The 13,967-nt window shown below is 66.3% G+C and carries 14 protein-coding genes and 1 riboswitch; of the genes, 7 read left to right on the forward strand and 7 right to left on the reverse strand.

Annotated features, from left to right (window positions below; genetic code table 11):
• Window positions 1-5: 5 nt before the first annotated feature.
• Window positions 6-3,986 carry a Pls/PosA family non-ribosomal peptide synthetase gene (locus tag CH302_RS24165; protein ID WP_230596465.1) on the reverse strand — a complete coding sequence of 1,327 codons (3,981 nt, stop codon included), beginning with the start codon at window positions 3,984-3,986 and terminating at the stop codon, window positions 6-8.
• 160 nt (window positions 3,987-4,146) lie between these two features.
• Window positions 4,147-4,262, forward strand: a riboswitch (SAM riboswitch).
• Window positions 4,263-4,316: 54 nt separating this feature from the next.
• Here CH302_RS24165 and CH302_RS24170 point away from each other — a divergent pair.
• The gene (locus CH302_RS24170; RefSeq protein ID WP_037194991.1) at window positions 4,317-5,648 is read left to right on the forward strand and encodes an aminotransferase class V-fold PLP-dependent enzyme; all 1,332 of its coding nucleotides are present in this window, start codon (window positions 4,317-4,319) and stop codon (window positions 5,646-5,648) included.
• A 151-nt stretch (window positions 5,649-5,799) separates the two neighbouring features.
• Window positions 5,800-6,300, forward strand: coding sequence for a hypothetical protein (locus CH302_RS24175; protein WP_037194993.1), 501 nt, complete (start codon window positions 5,800-5,802; stop codon window positions 6,298-6,300).
• An 8-nt stretch (window positions 6,301-6,308) separates the two neighbouring features.
• On the opposite strand, the gene CH302_RS24180 is transcribed toward CH302_RS24175, so the two are convergent.
• The 3 genes from CH302_RS24180 to CH302_RS24190 are packed head-to-tail and all read right to left on the reverse strand — an operon-like array spanning window position 6,309 to window position 8,784.
• Window positions 6,309-6,782: a YbaK/EbsC family protein gene (locus CH302_RS24180; RefSeq protein ID WP_037194994.1), complete on the reverse strand. Its 474-nt coding sequence runs from the start codon at window positions 6,780-6,782 to the stop codon at window positions 6,309-6,311.
• 27 nt (window positions 6,783-6,809) lie between these two features.
• A complete protein-coding gene (gene alc / locus CH302_RS24185; RefSeq protein ID WP_037194995.1) occupies window positions 6,810-7,775 on the reverse strand; it encodes an allantoicase in 966 nt (321 codons plus the stop codon).
• A gap of 4 nt (window positions 7,776-7,779) precedes the next feature.
• Window positions 7,780-8,784 carry a membrane protein gene (locus CH302_RS24190; protein ID WP_037194996.1) on the reverse strand — a complete coding sequence of 335 codons (1,005 nt, stop codon included), beginning with the start codon at window positions 8,782-8,784 and terminating at the stop codon, window positions 7,780-7,782.
• Between the two features lie 52 nt (window positions 8,785-8,836).
• Here CH302_RS24190 and CH302_RS24195 point away from each other — a divergent pair, with 52 nt between their 5' ends.
• Window positions 8,837-9,481, forward strand: coding sequence for a TetR/AcrR family transcriptional regulator (locus tag CH302_RS24195; protein ID WP_230596467.1), 645 nt, complete (start codon window positions 8,837-8,839; stop codon window positions 9,479-9,481).
• A gap of 28 nt (window positions 9,482-9,509) precedes the next feature.
• A complete protein-coding gene (locus CH302_RS24200) occupies window positions 9,510-9,734 on the forward strand; it encodes a DUF6480 family protein (protein ID WP_037194997.1) in 225 nt (74 codons plus the stop codon).
• Window positions 9,735-9,755: 21 nt separating this feature from the next.
• Here the strand turns inward: CH302_RS24200 and CH302_RS24205 are convergent, their stop codons facing one another.
• A complete protein-coding gene (locus tag CH302_RS24205) occupies window positions 9,756-10,253 on the reverse strand; it encodes a 2-oxo-4-hydroxy-4-carboxy-5-ureidoimidazoline decarboxylase (protein WP_037194999.1) in 498 nt (165 codons plus the stop codon).
• Window positions 10,254-10,372: 119 nt separating this feature from the next.
• Here CH302_RS24205 and CH302_RS24210 point away from each other — a divergent pair, with 119 nt between their 5' ends.
• From CH302_RS24210 to CH302_RS24220, 3 genes are all read left to right on the forward strand, one after another.
• A complete protein-coding gene (locus CH302_RS24210) occupies window positions 10,373-11,200 on the forward strand; it encodes a crotonase/enoyl-CoA hydratase family protein (RefSeq protein WP_037195001.1) in 828 nt (275 codons plus the stop codon).
• Between the two features lies 1 nt (window position 11,201).
• Complete coding sequence (locus CH302_RS24215) at window positions 11,202-11,666, forward strand: MarR family winged helix-turn-helix transcriptional regulator (protein ID WP_037195003.1); 465 nt, start codon at window positions 11,202-11,204, stop codon at window positions 11,664-11,666.
• Window positions 11,667-11,827: 161 nt separating this feature from the next.
• Window positions 11,828-12,844, forward strand: coding sequence for a GGDEF domain-containing protein (locus CH302_RS24220; protein WP_230596469.1), 1,017 nt, complete (start codon window positions 11,828-11,830; stop codon window positions 12,842-12,844).
• Window positions 12,845-12,893: 49 nt separating this feature from the next.
• Here the strand turns inward: CH302_RS24220 and CH302_RS24225 are convergent, their stop codons facing one another.
• The gene (locus CH302_RS24225) at window positions 12,894-13,343 is read right to left on the reverse strand and encodes a PAS domain-containing protein (protein WP_037195005.1); all 450 of its coding nucleotides are present in this window, start codon (window positions 13,341-13,343) and stop codon (window positions 12,894-12,896) included.
• Window positions 13,344-13,404: 61 nt separating this feature from the next.
• On the reverse strand, window positions 13,405-13,896 hold the full coding sequence (locus tag CH302_RS24230) for an inorganic diphosphatase (protein WP_037195007.1): 492 nt from the start codon (window positions 13,894-13,896) through the stop codon (window positions 13,405-13,407).
• Window positions 13,897-13,967: the final 71 nt, after the last annotated feature.

Genomic DNA, 13,967 nt, shown 5'->3' on the forward strand with positions numbered 1-13,967 from the left:
GTAGATCACCCCTCGTTTCGGTCGTCGCGAATACGCGGGAAGGGATCACCCTTGGCCCACGGCGCGATCGGATTGCCCTGCCAACGAGTATGCGCGGGAACCGTATCGCCGCGCATCACCAGGGAGGCAGGCCCCACCGTCGCACCATCACCTATACCCGATGCAGGCAGCGCGACACAGTGTGGTCCCAGTGTTGCGCCTCTGCCGAGATCGACCGTGTCCATGGACATGATCCGATCATGGAACAGGTGCGTCTGCACAACGCACCCTCGGTTGACCGTCGCACCGTCGGCCAACGTCACCAGATCGGCCTCGGGAAGCCAGTACGTCTCACACCAGACGCCACGGCCGATGTCCGCACCGAGCCACCGCAACCACATGTTCAGCACCGCGGTGCCCTCCGCGGCGCGCGCGAACCACGGTGCGGCAACGGTCTCGACGAACGTGTCTGCCACCTCGTTGCGCCACACGAACGAACTCCACAGCGGATGATCGGTCTTGCCGATCCGGCCCACCCACAACCACTTCGCCAACGCTGACACCGCCGCGGCCACGAAACCGGCCACGAGCAGGACGACGCCACTGAGCAGTGCCGCCAACCAGTACCCGACGGCGTCGGCGAGCGCGGTGAGCGAGAACAGCACTCCGAGCCCGATGCCGAAGGTCACGACGACGGGGAGCAGTCGACAGGTCTCGACGAACGCCCGGGCGACCTTCAGCTTCCGCGGCGGATCGAACGTGCGCGACGAGTCCGCACTACCGGCGGCCCGGCGCAGCCGCACCGGCGGACTACCGAGCCACGACGAGCCGGACTTCGCCTTGTCCGGCGTCGCGGACAGAACAGCGACCAAGCCGTTCTTCGGCACGGTTCGTCCCGGCCCGGTCATGCCGGAGTTGCCGAGGAACGCCCGCTTGCCCACCTTGGCGTCGCCCAGATGCATCCAGCCGCCGCCGAGTTCGTAGCTGGCGACCATGGTGTCGTCGGCGAGGAACGCGCCGTCGGCGACGGTGGTGAACTTGGGGATCATCAGCACCGTCGACGCCTCGACGTCCTTGCCGATCTTCGCGCCGAGGAGCCGGAGCCAATGCGGCGTCAGCAGAGATGCGTAGAGCGGAAACAGGAAGGTGCGCGCGGAGTCCATCAGACGTTCGGTGGCCCACACCTGCCAGCCGATGCGGCTGCGCACCGGGTGGTAGCCGCCGACGAGTCCGATGCTGAGCAACCGCACCGCGACGACGGTGATCACCGCGAACACCGCCAACGACACCAACGTCGCGACGGGCAACATCACCAGACCACGCTCGAAGGCGTCGAGCACGGAGTCCGCGGTGTGAATCCACCAGCCCATCAGCACCAGGCTGACGCCGATCGAGAACAGTGCCATGCCGGACAGGAACAGCGACGCGACGCCGTACGCGAACACCCACTTCGTCGCGCGTGGCGGCGTTTCCGCGGGCCACGGATGATCGGCCTTGCCTACCTTCTGAGCCGGCGAACCGGACCACATCTGCCCGGCCTTGACCCGTCCGACGACGGCGGAGCCCGCGGTGACGACCGCGTTCTTGCCGACCTTGGTGCCGGGCAAGAGTGTCGAGCGGGCACCGACGGTGGCGCCGGCACCGATCTCGACGCCGCCGATGTAGACGAGATCTCCGTCGATCCAATGCCCGGACAGATCCACCTCGGGCTCGATGGAACAACCGTCGCCGAGCTCGAGCATGCCGGTGACCGGCGGCATCGTGTGCAGGTCGACGCCCTTGCCGATCTTGGCACCCAGAGCGCGTGCGTAGTAGACCATCCACGGTGCGCCCGAGAGGTTCGACGCACCGCTGGCATCGGTCAATCGCGTTGCCGCCCACAGCCTTATGTGCATGCTCCCGCCGCGTCGATACGCGCCGGGTTTCAGCCCGGCCAACAGGATGCGAGATCCGATCACCGAGATCGCCATGCGGCCGACCGGAGTGATGAACAGGACGAATGCCACGAGCACCCACCACCACGACAGCGTCGGAGCCCAGGGCACGTCGCCGAACCAGGACATGACGTTGAACAGCAGCCCGAGCCAGGTGACCCACTGCAACCCGGTGAGGGTGGTCAACGGAACCGTTGCCGCGATCTGCGCCCATTGCGCGGTGCGTGACGTCGGGGCGACCTCACGAGGAACGGCCTCGACGACAGGCTTCAGATCGTCGAGATACTGCGCCAGCGAACCCAGCCGCGGATGGTCGTAGAGCTGCGCGACGGTGATCTCGGGGAACCGCTCGCGCAACGCAGTCACCAACTGAGCGGCCGAGAGCGAACCGCCGCCGTTGGCGAAGAAATCGGCGTTCTCGTCGGAAACCTGGGCGCCGAGGATGTTGGTCCACAGCTCCGCCACCCACCCCGCCGTCCCGCCGAGCGAGGAGGCCCCCGCCATGCCGGGCAGGGGCCACGGCAGGGCATTGCGGTCGACCTTTCCCGAGGTGCGCGTGGGCATCTCGTCCACCAGCGCGAGCCGGGGGACCAGCGCTGCGGGCAACTGCTCGGCCAGCAATTCGCGAGCGGCTTCGAGGTCGAAATCGGGGTTGGTGCTGGCGAGGTATCCGACGAGCACCGAGTTGCCGGCGGCCGTCTTGCGGATGGCGGCCGCCGCACCGCCGACGCCCGGAAGTGCTTGCAGCGCATTGTCTATCTCGCCGAGCTCGATGCGTCGACCGCCGAGCTTGACCTGATCGTCGGCGCGCCCCTGGAACAGCAGACCTTCGAGCTCGAGCTTGACCAGATCGCCGCTGCGATACGCCCGGTCCCACCCGAGGGACGGCATGGGGGCGTACTTCTCGGCGTCCTTGGCCGGGTCGAGATACCGAGCGAGTCCGACACCGCCGATGACCAACTCACCGATTTCTCCGACCTGCACCGGGGTGCCGGAGCCGTCGACCACAGCCAGGTCCCACCCGTCGAGGGGCAATCCGATGCGGACGGGCCCCTTCCCGTCCATGATCGCCGCGCACGCGACGACCGTCGCCTCGGTGGGGCCGTACGTGTTCCAGACCTCACGGCCTTCGACGGCGAGCCGCTCGGCCAGCTCCGGCGGGCAGGCCTCGCCACCGAAGATGAGCAGCCGCACCGCTTCCAGCGCCACCGCGGGCCACAGCGACGCCAGCGTCGGCACCGTCGAGACGACACTGATGTCGCGGGAGACGAGCCACGGACCCAGATCGAAACCGGACCGAACCAACGACCTGGGCGCGGGAACCAGACACGCACCGTGCCGCCACGCGAGCCACATCTCCTCGCACGACGCGTCGAACGCCACCGACAGTCCGGCCAGCACTCGATCGCCCGGACCGAGCGGGTCCTTCTGCAGAAACATGCGGGCCTCGGCGTCGACGAACGCCGCCGCATTGCGATGACTGACCGCAACGCCCTTGGGAGTGCCGGTCGAACCCGAGGTGAAGATGACCCACGCGTCGTCCTCCGGGGTGGGCAGTCCGGCGTTGCGTTCGGGGAGGTCGTGCTGAGGAACGTCCTGTTTGGGGGCAGTACCTGCGGCGATGCCGCCCGCAGTGACGATGGCCGTCACCTGTGCTTCGCCGAAGACCAACTCGGCGCGCTCCTCGGGATCGTCCGCATCCACCGGCACGTACGCGGCACCGACCGCAAGGATCGACAAGATCGCGACATAGAGGGAGAAGGAACCCGACGGCATGCGGATGCCGACGCGATCGCCGCGCCTGACGCCGGCATCGGCGAGCCACTTCGCGCCCTCGGCGATATCGTCCAACAACTCCGAATAGCTGACCGACACGGCACCGTCGTCGATGGCCGGGGCGTCGGGAAAACGATCGGCGGTGTCACGGAGAACGTCGATGAGCGTCCGGGCGGGAGGGGCGAGAGACGAGCGAAGAAACTCCGCCGGTGCAGGCGCGACATCCGCGCTCGAACCCGGCAGATCGTTCTCTTGATGCACAGACAACCGGGCGCCCTTCTCGTTTCTTCTCGACATGACTCTGTGGTGCTGGCGAGCAGCAGCGCCGTTGGTTATCTCACGTTCTGTTTGCCAGCAGGTGAACGAGCGCGCCTTCCCACCGCGGGAATCCTACTGCTGCCCACGGGCGAGTTCCGGCTTGACAAAACCGCAGCGAGTTTGCGAGTGTCTTCCCCACGGTCACGAGTACCAGCATCAAGCCCCGGCTCGCTGGTCGGCAACCCTCCTCCGCGGTGGGGTGCTCCGGGTGACGACCAGGCTGACGCCGGAAAACCGGCGCGGCAAGCGCGGACTCGTTCACGAACTCCTTCGGTTGCGGGTCCCTCGAACGTGAGGGCTTGATCTGTCATGACATCTGTACTCTCCCGCCCCTGTGCTCCTTTTGCCCCTGTTTCGGGCACGGATCTGCAGGTACCCCTGGTGCAGGGCGGCACCTGCACCTACGCCAATTTCGATTACGCGGCCAGCGCACCGGCTCTGGCGGCGGTGACCGATCGGATCGCGGAACTGCTGCCGTTCTACTCGAGTGTCCATCGCGGTGCCGGCTACGCCTCACGGGTCTCCACGGCTGCATACGAGAAGGCTCGGGTGACCGTCGCCGATTTTGTTGGTGCGCACAAGGATTCGGTGGTGGTGTTCACGCGGAACACCACCGACTCGCTGAACCTGCTGGCCGCATGCGTGCCGGGCGACACCGTGGTACTCGATATCGAGCACCACGCGAACCTGCTTCCGTGGCGTGACCGAAGAGTGGTGGTTGCTGCGTCGACCCTGGCCGAGACCATCGAGCGTCTCGACGCCGAACTCGCCGCGAAACCCGCTGCGCTGCTGGCGATCACGGGCGCATCGAACGTCACCGGTGAAGTTCTGCCGATCGCGGAACTCGCGGCACTGGCGCACCGGCACGGCGCGCGCATTGCGGTGGACGGTGCTCAGCTGGTTCCGCATCGTCGGGTCGACATCGCCGCACTCGGCGTGGACTACCTCGCGTTCTCGGGACACAAGCTCTACGCCCCGTTCGGCGCGGGAGTGCTTGTGGGCGCACGTGATTGGTTGGACCTCGGTGAGCCACACCTGGCCGGCGGTGGCGCGGTACGCAGCGTGGGCCTCGACCACACCGAGTGGGCTCCGGCACCGCAGCGGCACGAGGCGGGCACACCCAACGTGCTCGGCGTTGCCGCCTTGGCTGCGGCCTGCGAGACCATTGCCGGATTCGACGATGCCGAGTTGCAGGCGCACGAGCGGGATCTGTCGTCCCGCTTGCGCGACGGGCTGGCCGCACTGGACGGTGTCGAGCAACTCGAGGTGTGGGCCGATGCACCCGACAGTGTCGGCATCGTCACCTTCACCGTCGCCGGACGCGACCCCGGTGAGGTCGCTGCATACCTCTCCGCCGAACACGGCATCGGTGTGCGCGACGGAAAGTTCTGCGCGCACCCACTGCTGAGCAGGCTGGGGCACGCGGCCGGAGCGGTTCGAGCCAGCATCGGACTCGGCAGCTCGTCCGCCGATGTGGACCGACTCGTCGACGCACTCGCCGCCCTGGTCGAGTCGGGACCGAACTGGCACTACTCGGAGGACGCCGGCTGGTGGAACCCCGTACCCGACCCGCGACCCTTCCCCGAGCTGGCCGACGGAGCCGCCGGGGTTGGATCCCCGTGCACCCCTGCAGACAGTTAGCATGGCGTCATGACCGTGAGTGTCGTGTGGACGGGCAACCGCCACTGGTGCAACAGATACGTGGATCTGTGCCGCACTGCGTCCGGTTCGTGTTCGAGTTCGGCTCCGCTCCGACCGAATACCACCGACTGAAGAATCAGGACCACCACTCATGTCGCACAACTTCACCCGCGTCGCCGTCGAGTTCACTGCAGGTTGGACCGAACTGACCGCCGCTCCCGAGACGGACGTAGTCCGAATCCAGGCCTCGGACCTGCGGGAATCCCAGCAACACCGGGCCCGGGTACGGGCCGAGGCAGTCGACCGCGGTGAATCCGCCGACAGCACGGCAGTGTTTCTCGACCTCGAGATCCACATCGCGGTCGATGCCCGGACGGCCCGTCGGGAATTCGCCGCACTGGATGCACCGACCAGCCCGTCGTCGATCCGTTACGTCGGAACACCGGCGGGATTGGCCAGTCTGATCTCCGACGTCACCGCGGCCGATGTGGCCGACGGTGTGACGTTGACAGTGCTCGGCGATGCGGCTCGGCAGTCGGTTCTGATCAACAACGCGGTACTGCCACTGCTCGAATCCCGCGGCACCCGACTCGACATCGACGTCGTCGACGCGGTCCTCGGCGCACCGATCGCCCCGACGCTCGCATCCTGATCAGACGGTCAGGTGACGTCGATCGCCAGACCTGCCGTGATGCGCACCAACTCGGTGAACGTGGACCGGAAGATCGTGTTGGTGTGACCGGCGGCCGCCCACACCTCGGCGTACCCGGCCAGATCCTGGTCGACGAACGTGTCCAGGTTGGTGGGGTGGCCGACCGGGGCGATCCCCCCGATCGGCTGCCCGGTGGCATGCTTGGCCGTGTCGAGAGGTGCGCGCGTCAACGTGCCGCCGAGACGCTCACCGGTGTGCTCGAGATGAACGTTGTGGGCACCGGAGACCAGTAGCAGCACCGGCTCGTCGCCCAGCAGAAACACCATCGACTTCACGATCGCGCCCACCTCGACGCCCAGTGCCGCAGCAGCATCGGCGGCCGTGTGGGTGCCCTCAGGACTGTTCACCACCACCCCGTGATGACCACGTGAAATCAGAGTGTCGGCCACATGGGCTGCATTCGGATGAAGTAGCCGGGACATGAACCAACCCTATTGCCCCAGCCTTCTTTACGCAGATGTGTCGAGATCACCGAACAGTCTCAATCGCGCCATGCCGCCGTCGGGGAAGATGTCCATCCGAACCTCCGAGACCGGAGTGTCGTGGTCGAGCACGAAACGATGCCGGGTGTCCGGCTGCAGCGTCGTGCGCGGCAACAGTTCGATCCATTCGCCGTCGCCGAGGCGGCCCCGCAGCGATGCCGCACCCGGCGCGTTTCCGAGAAAGCAGGTGGTGTCGAGTTCGGCGAGAGAGATGTGCCCGGTACCGGCGAGCTGCACCTGAACCCAGTCGTTCGCGTCGTTGCGTCGACGCGAGGTCTCCCAGCCCTCACCCATCGACCGCGGGGGACCGGGGAAGAGCAGGTTGTTGGGTGAGCTGTAGAACATGTTGGAGCACGCCGAGACGTACGCGCCGTTCTCGAGGGCAGCCAGGTCGACCGGCCCGGCAGCGAGGAACTTGGGGTCGGGCTTGCCGCGGCCCAGCACCCGCAACCGCGCCACTCCGCCGTCGGGATAGATCGACAGTTTCACGTGCGTCCACCGCGCATCGGAGGCAACGGCGAACCTGTTCTCGCTGTCGCCGTTGACCGGGCTGCGCGCGACGATGGTGGTCCATTCGGTCTGGGCGTGCAGCTCCTCCGGTGACGGAAATCCGTCGACCTCGGCGGCCTCGATCGAGATCTCCGGCGGATAGTTTCCGGTGAACCACGCGGTGTCGACGACGACCGCCGAGACGACCCCGGGCGCTCCGAGACGCACGATCGCCTCGTCGTAGCCGGCCTCGCGTCGGCGTCGCGTCTCCCACCCGTCGTAGATCTGACCCTTGTGTCCGAACGTCGCCGTCGAATAGTCGGCTTTGCCCGGCCTGACGAGATTCTCCTTCTCCGCGAACGTCTCGTCGTTCGCCCACACGACTGCGCCTCCGAGTGTGCGGACGGCGAGATCGGGCAGTGGCAACGGGAAGGTGGAGGTCATGGGATCACACTTTACTGGTCTCGCGTGAGCTCACCGGGTTGTGTGCAGACCGACGCCGCAGGGACGCCGCAACCATCAGCAGCGCGCCGATCGCGACGTAGAGCGTCAGGCCCAGTGCAGGCTGCCCCAGCCCGGTGCCCGAGAAGTACACGATGCTGCGCACGCCCTCGGTGCCGATGCCCGGGGTGATCCATCGACCGATCGACGCGTAGAGCGACGGTAGGACATCGGCCCCGAAAGCGCCTCCTGCGCTCGGGTTTCCGAGGATCACGAAGAGGACGATCGCGGCGGGAACCGCGGCGACGCCGATCAGTGCGCGCAGGCCCATGGTGAACAATCCGGTGGCGAAGACCACCGCGGTACCGAGCATGGTGAGCGGAAACCAGTGGCCGGCAAAGGTTTCCAGGACATGAGTGGTGAGGAAGCCTCCGAGCGCACCCGATGCGGCCGAGTACACCGCGAGAATGCCGACGTGGACGCCGGTTTCGCGGCGCGAGGTCGGTGCGCCGATGAGCAATCCGAAGGCGGCGGCCAGCAGGTATCCGCCGACGACCCAGCCGACCGAGAGGTAGAAGCCGGACAGCCCTCGGTTGTCGTGCACGCCGACCGGAATCTCGTCTCGGACCACGAACTGGCGACCCTGCGCGGCGTCGACCTCGGTGAAGATCGATTCCAGGGCGGTGGCCACGGAACTGCCCGCCGCGCTCGCGGTGATGAGGGTGTCCGTTCCGTCGGCGCCGACGACGTAGGCCCCGAGAATGTCTCGATCGCGGAGCAGCGAACGGACCTCGGCGGTGTCGGCCGCAGTGCGGGCGTCGAGCGGAGTGCCGTCGATGGCGTCGAGGCGGTCGGCGGTCTGTCGGTCCAGTCCTTCGGGGAGGCCGGCCTCGGTGACCACCGCGATGGGGATCGCGTGCGGAGTCGGCTGATGGAACGCCGAGACGTAGCTGAGGATGAAGCCGAGCTGAAGGACCAGCACCGCGGCGGCGAGCAGTGACATCTTGCGCATGGGTGACTCCTGAATCTTGTCGATACCCGAGGTATTCAATACTCTAGGTATCGTGAATGCCGACGAGCAAGAAAAGTGGGGGTCGACACAGGACCGGCGACGACCCCAACGCACCGACGTACGGGACCGGCTGCTCGCCGCGGCAGCCGACGAATTCACCGAACGTGGCTATGCCGCAGCCAAACTCACCGACATCGCAGACCGGGCCGGCTTCACCAAGGGAGCCGTCTACTCCAACTTCGAGTCCAAGCAAGCGCTCTTCGCCGAACTGCTCGCCCGGCGCTCCCTCGACCTCGCCGCCCGCGTGCTGGCCCATATTTCCGATCTGGACCCCGGCGCGGCCGCCGGAGCCGGTGGCGGAGAGATCGCGTCCTGGGTGGTCGCCGAACCCCGCTGGCCGCTGTTGACCGTCGAGTTCGGCATCCTCGCCGGACGCGACCCGGCCGTCGCCGAGCGCTACCGCACCGACCGTCGAGCATTGCGGCTCGAGCTCGAACGCCTCATCGCCGAGCGAGCAGACGACTGGGGCGTCGGCGAGAACTTCGATGCCCGACGCCTCGCGACGTCACTGGCGGCATTGATCTCCGGATTGGCCGTCGAACATTCGGTGGATCCGGAGGAAATCGACGAGGGAGTCATCGCCGACGCGGTGTCGGAATTGTTCGCGGGAGCGATAGCTAGGGCACATCTCGATTGAGGGACACCGCACCGGGTAACCGGGGCAGATGAATGCTCAGAATCCGGATCCCGACGTCACCGCAGGACTCGAAGCGGGAGGCAGCGTCACGCCTGGAGACACCCCGCCCGCCGAAACGGGAATCGGCGGCCCCAACCACGAACCGCCGCAGCGCAGCCGCGTGATGCCGATCGTCATCATCTGCGTGGTGGTGTTGCTGGCGATCCTGATCGCGGGTGGCCTGATCGGTCGCGTCGTCGGTCTGTTCGGCTGACCCCGGTTCGGTTGCCGACGGTCAGTACTGCGGCCAGCCGCCCTCTGGCCCCAGCATCCGATCCAGTCGGATGTGGTTGATCTTCGACATCTCGTCGCGCATGATCTTGCGCTCGGTCTGGTCGTCGTTGTCGAGACGATGGCCCAGATCCACCAGGATGTCGCGCGGCTCGAAGCCCTCGGGCTCGAACAACCGACTCGACACGTACGGGTAGCCGAACCGATCGTCGTACGCCCTGGCGGCAGTTCCCAATGCCCCGCGAGTGTCGGAATCCATGGCCGCGCACACCTTGCTCGGCTCCGGCAGTGTCGCGGCGAGCGAATCCACATCGCCGTCCGAGAGTTCGGTGAGTTCGGCGTCGCCCGCCGTGAACAGGTCTGCTCGAGAGCCATACCTGCGGCCGTCCGCCACCCTGGACGCCCACGCCACCGAGCAACAGCACGCGTACAGCGCATGCACCGCCTTGCGGCGCGGCAGATCGTTGAATGTCTCCAGGCCGAGTCCCTGATGCATCAGCATGAGTCGATGATGGGCTCGATCAGGCGTATGTACCAGAGCTGAGCAGGGACTTAGCGCAGACGTTACGCGCCGTAACATGCGGTGCGGGAATGTGCGACGCTGCCGCTAGGCTCGCAGGCATGACGGAACGAACCTGGAAAGCCTTCTCCGTGGAGATCGCGGACCACATCGCGCAAGTGACACTTCTCGGGCCAGGCAAGGGCAACGCAATGGGCCCCGACTTCTGGAGCGAGAGCACCGAGCTGTTCGCGCAGCTCGACGCCGATCCCGAGGTTCGGGCAGTGGTGCTCGCCGGCTCCGGCAAGAACTTCACCTACGGACTGGATCTGGCCGCGATGGCCGGAACGTTCGGTCCTCTCATGGCAGACCAGGCGCTTGCCGGTCCTCGGACGTCCTTCCACGACACCATCAAGACGATGCAAAAAGCGATCAACGCCGTCGCGGACTGCCGCAAGCCCGTCGTCGCTGCGATCCAAGGCTGGTGCATCGGCGGTGGCGTCGACCTCATCACCGCCGCCGACGTGCGATACGCCAGCGCCGATGCGAAGTTCAGCGTGCGCGAGGTGCGGGTCGCGATCGTCGCCGACATGGGTTCTCTGGCCCGTCTCCCCGCGATCATCGGTGACGGCCACCTGCGTGAGCTCGCATTGACCGGCAAGGACATCGACGCCGCGCGCGCCGAGAAGATCGGTCTGGTCAACGACGTGTTCGAGGACCACGACGCCGCCCTCGCCGCCGCTCGCGAATGCGCCGCCGCCATCGCTGCCAACCCGCCTCTGGTGGTGCAGGGCATCAAGACGGTGCTGGATCATTCTCGCTCCTCGAGCGTCGACGATTCGCTTCGCTACGTCGCGGCCTGGAACGCCGCCTTCCTCGCCTCGCACGACCTCACCGAGGCGATCACCTCGGTGTTCGAGAAGCGACCGGCGCAGTTCACCGGTAACTGACGTGGTCGAGTTCGCCGAGGAACTGGGCACACAGCTGGTTCGGCTGCAACGCCTGCGTGAGCGCAACATCGCTGCGATCTCGTCCTCGGGAGGTGTGGACGGCGCTGCGTACGTATGCTTGTTCAGGCTCCTGCGCGACGGACCGATGCGGTCCAGTGAACTCGCCGCGATGGTGAATTCCGATCCGTCGACGGTGAGCAGGCAGGTGGCTCAGCTGGTCGAACGGGGGCACGTCGAGCGGCTGCCCGACGAACGTGACGGTCGAGCATTCGTGCTCGCGGTGACGGAGTCGGGTCGGGAAGCGGCGGCGGCGATCCAGCATCGACGAACCGACAATCTCGGACGAGTCATCGAGGGGTGGACACGGGAGGACAGAGAATCGCTGGTCGCGTTGCTCGATCGCTTCTTGACCGATTACGAAACGATCAGGCCGGACCTGCCCGAGCGGCGCGCCGGTAACGTCTGATGCGCAAATGAACGATCGCGCTACCTGACACGCTCGTCGACCGGCCGCCGCACAGGTCCGCATGCTCGCCCGAACAGTCAGAACGGACGGAGGGGAACGCGGTGCCATTCGATCGCGATCGACCGCCGCACAGACGGGTGAACGGGCCTCGACCAGGCTCGGTGCGGCTCGAACGATTCGTCGCCCTGGGAATCGCCGCCCTGGTTCCGTCGTTCGGTCTGATCGGGGTCATTGCGATGTTCTCCGCCGACGGACCCGAAGGCAATGCGGCCAAAATCGCCTGCACACTGGTGCTGATCTCGACCGTTCCGGTGGGGGCGTGGTGGTTTCTTCGCTCGGCGGACGTGTCGCACATGCCCGGATGGTTCGTGGTGTACGCCGACGTGGGCGTCGCGGCGATGCTGCTCACCTTCGCAGGCCGAGACCTCGCACTGAATGTGGCGGCACTGTTCGCGGTGATCGGCATCTACATCGTCTACTTCTCCCGGCGCCGAGTACTCGAATTCCACATGCTGTTCGTCAACGCAGTGGTCGTGGCGCTGGCAGCACTGGCATTCGCCGAGGACACACACGACCTGGCTTCGACCGTCGCCAGAACTCTTGCCACGCTGTTGGTGGTCAACTCGGTGCTCGCGTTCCGGGCAGTGATCCAGCGTCAGCTCGATCTCGCCAACACGGACTCGCTGACCGGACTGCTCAACAGACGCGGCCTGGAATTGCGGCTGCAACGCATGATGAACTCGCTGGACGAGGAACGCTCGGTCGCGCTCATGGTGGTCGATCTCGATCAGTTCAAACGAGTCAACGACACCTACGGCCATGCAGCGGGTGATCGGGTTCTGCGCCGTACGGCCCGCAGGCTCAACGCGGTCACGGGCGGACGTCCGTGTGTGGCACGCACCGGCGGTGAGGAGTTCACGATCGCGCTACCGGTCGACGATGCCGCCGCGCACAGGATCGCCCACGAGATTCTCGAGTCCATTCACGACCCAGCCGACGACGTACCGGTGACGGTCAGTGTCGGTGTGGCCCTGCTGGACGGCGGCCGATGGTTCGCCGCCGCCGAGTCCGGTGACGGTGCCGACCTGGTCCACAACGTGCTGCTCGACGCCGACACGGCCATGTACGAGTCCAAGCACGCGGGCGGAAACAGAGCAACGGTGTACGCCGGCGAATGATTCGCAGGCGTACACCGTTCGACGTTCGGGGAAGAACGTGTGCCGTGCGTCAGCGCAAAGCGCTCTTGGGGTCGTTCCACAGCTGATCGGTGAAGTCCTCCAACGCGACGAGCACGATGGTGTCCTCGGTGCGGCGCAGGATCGACTTGCTGGCGCGCACCTGCACGATATCGCCGGTCTTGTCGGTCATCCGCCACAGAGAATCCGCGCGGGTGGCCACCGTCGTGAGGAACATGTCCGCGACGTTGACGCCCTCCGGTGCCCGGTCGGGGAAGATGTCGTGCAGGTGGAAGTCCTCCCGCTCGCTGCGGTCGAGACCGAACAGATCGTCGAAGGCCTCGTTCGCGAACACGATGGCACCGGTGGGATCGACCGCGAGGATCGGCACCGGGATCCGGTCGAGGACGACCGTCACCGGCAGATCGGGAAACTGCGTCGGATCCGAGATCGGTCGCGAATCGAGATTGCGCCGATCACCGTTGGAAGTGCTGTCGGTCATACGTCTCCCCAAACTATGTTTCGTCGGCGCACGGCCGAGACGAGGTGTGGTGCCGAAACGATCAGTGACCCGGATTGTCCGTCAAGCGCTTGAACGACGCAGCGATTTCGGCCTCGGCCTCGGCGCGGCCAACCCAGTCTGCCCCGGTGACGTGCTTGTTGGGTTCGAGATCCTTGTAATGGACGAAGAAATGCTTGATCGCGTCGAGCTCGAACGTCGAGACGTCGCTCAGATCCTGGATGTGATCCCAACGGGTGTCGCCTGCCGGGACGCACAGAACCTTGTCGTCGCCGCCTGCCTCGTCGACCATCTTGAACATCGCCACGGGGCGGGCCTCGACGATGACACCGGGGAAGACCGACTCCGGCAGCAGCACCAGTGCGTCGAGGGGATCGCCGTCCTCGCCGAGCGTGTTCTCGATGAAGCCGTAATCGGCTGGATACGCCATCGCGGTGTAGAGGTAGCGGTCGAGGCGAACACGTCCGGTGACGTGGTCTACCTCGTACTTGTTGCGCTGCCCCTTGGGGATCTCGATGGTGACGTCGAACGGCACGTGCAGTCCTCACTGTCTTCGTCGAGCCGAAACGGCCCGAGTCGTTGCGAATGTGTCGATGGTGGCGGCGC

The organism is Rhodococcus sp. 15-2388-1-1a (assembly GCF_002259145.1).
Lineage (GTDB): Bacteria > Actinomycetota > Actinomycetes > Mycobacteriales > Mycobacteriaceae > Rhodococcoides.

What these genes read in the sequence shown, in the direction of transcription:
- CH302_RS24165 (WP_230596465.1), bottom strand. Translation starts at nt 3,986, where the DNA reads ATGTCGAGAAGAAACGAGAAGGGCGCCCGGTTGTCTGTGCATCAAGAG.
- CH302_RS24170 (WP_037194991.1), top strand. Translation starts at nt 4,317, where the DNA reads ATGACATCTGTACTCTCCCGCCCCTGTGCTCCTTTTGCCCCTGTTTCG.
- CH302_RS24175 (WP_037194993.1), top strand. Translation starts at nt 5,800, where the DNA reads ATGTCGCACAACTTCACCCGCGTCGCCGTCGAGTTCACTGCAGGTTGG.
- CH302_RS24180 (WP_037194994.1), bottom strand. Translation starts at nt 6,782, where the DNA reads ATGTCCCGGCTACTTCATCCGAATGCAGCCCATGTGGCCGACACTCTG.
- alc (WP_037194995.1), bottom strand. Translation starts at nt 7,775, where the DNA reads ATGACCTCCACCTTCCCGTTGCCACTGCCCGATCTCGCCGTCCGCACA.
- CH302_RS24190 (WP_037194996.1), bottom strand. Translation starts at nt 8,784, where the DNA reads ATGCGCAAGATGTCACTGCTCGCCGCCGCGGTGCTGGTCCTTCAGCTC.
- CH302_RS24200 (WP_037194997.1), top strand. Translation starts at nt 9,510, where the DNA reads ATGAATGCTCAGAATCCGGATCCCGACGTCACCGCAGGACTCGAAGCG.
- CH302_RS24205 (WP_037194999.1), bottom strand. Translation starts at nt 10,253, where the DNA reads ATGCTGATGCATCAGGGACTCGGCCTGGAGACATTCAACGATCTGCCG.
- CH302_RS24210 (WP_037195001.1), top strand. Translation starts at nt 10,373, where the DNA reads ATGACGGAACGAACCTGGAAAGCCTTCTCCGTGGAGATCGCGGACCAC.
- CH302_RS24225 (WP_037195005.1), bottom strand. Translation starts at nt 13,343, where the DNA reads ATGACCGACAGCACTTCCAACGGTGATCGGCGCAATCTCGATTCGCGA.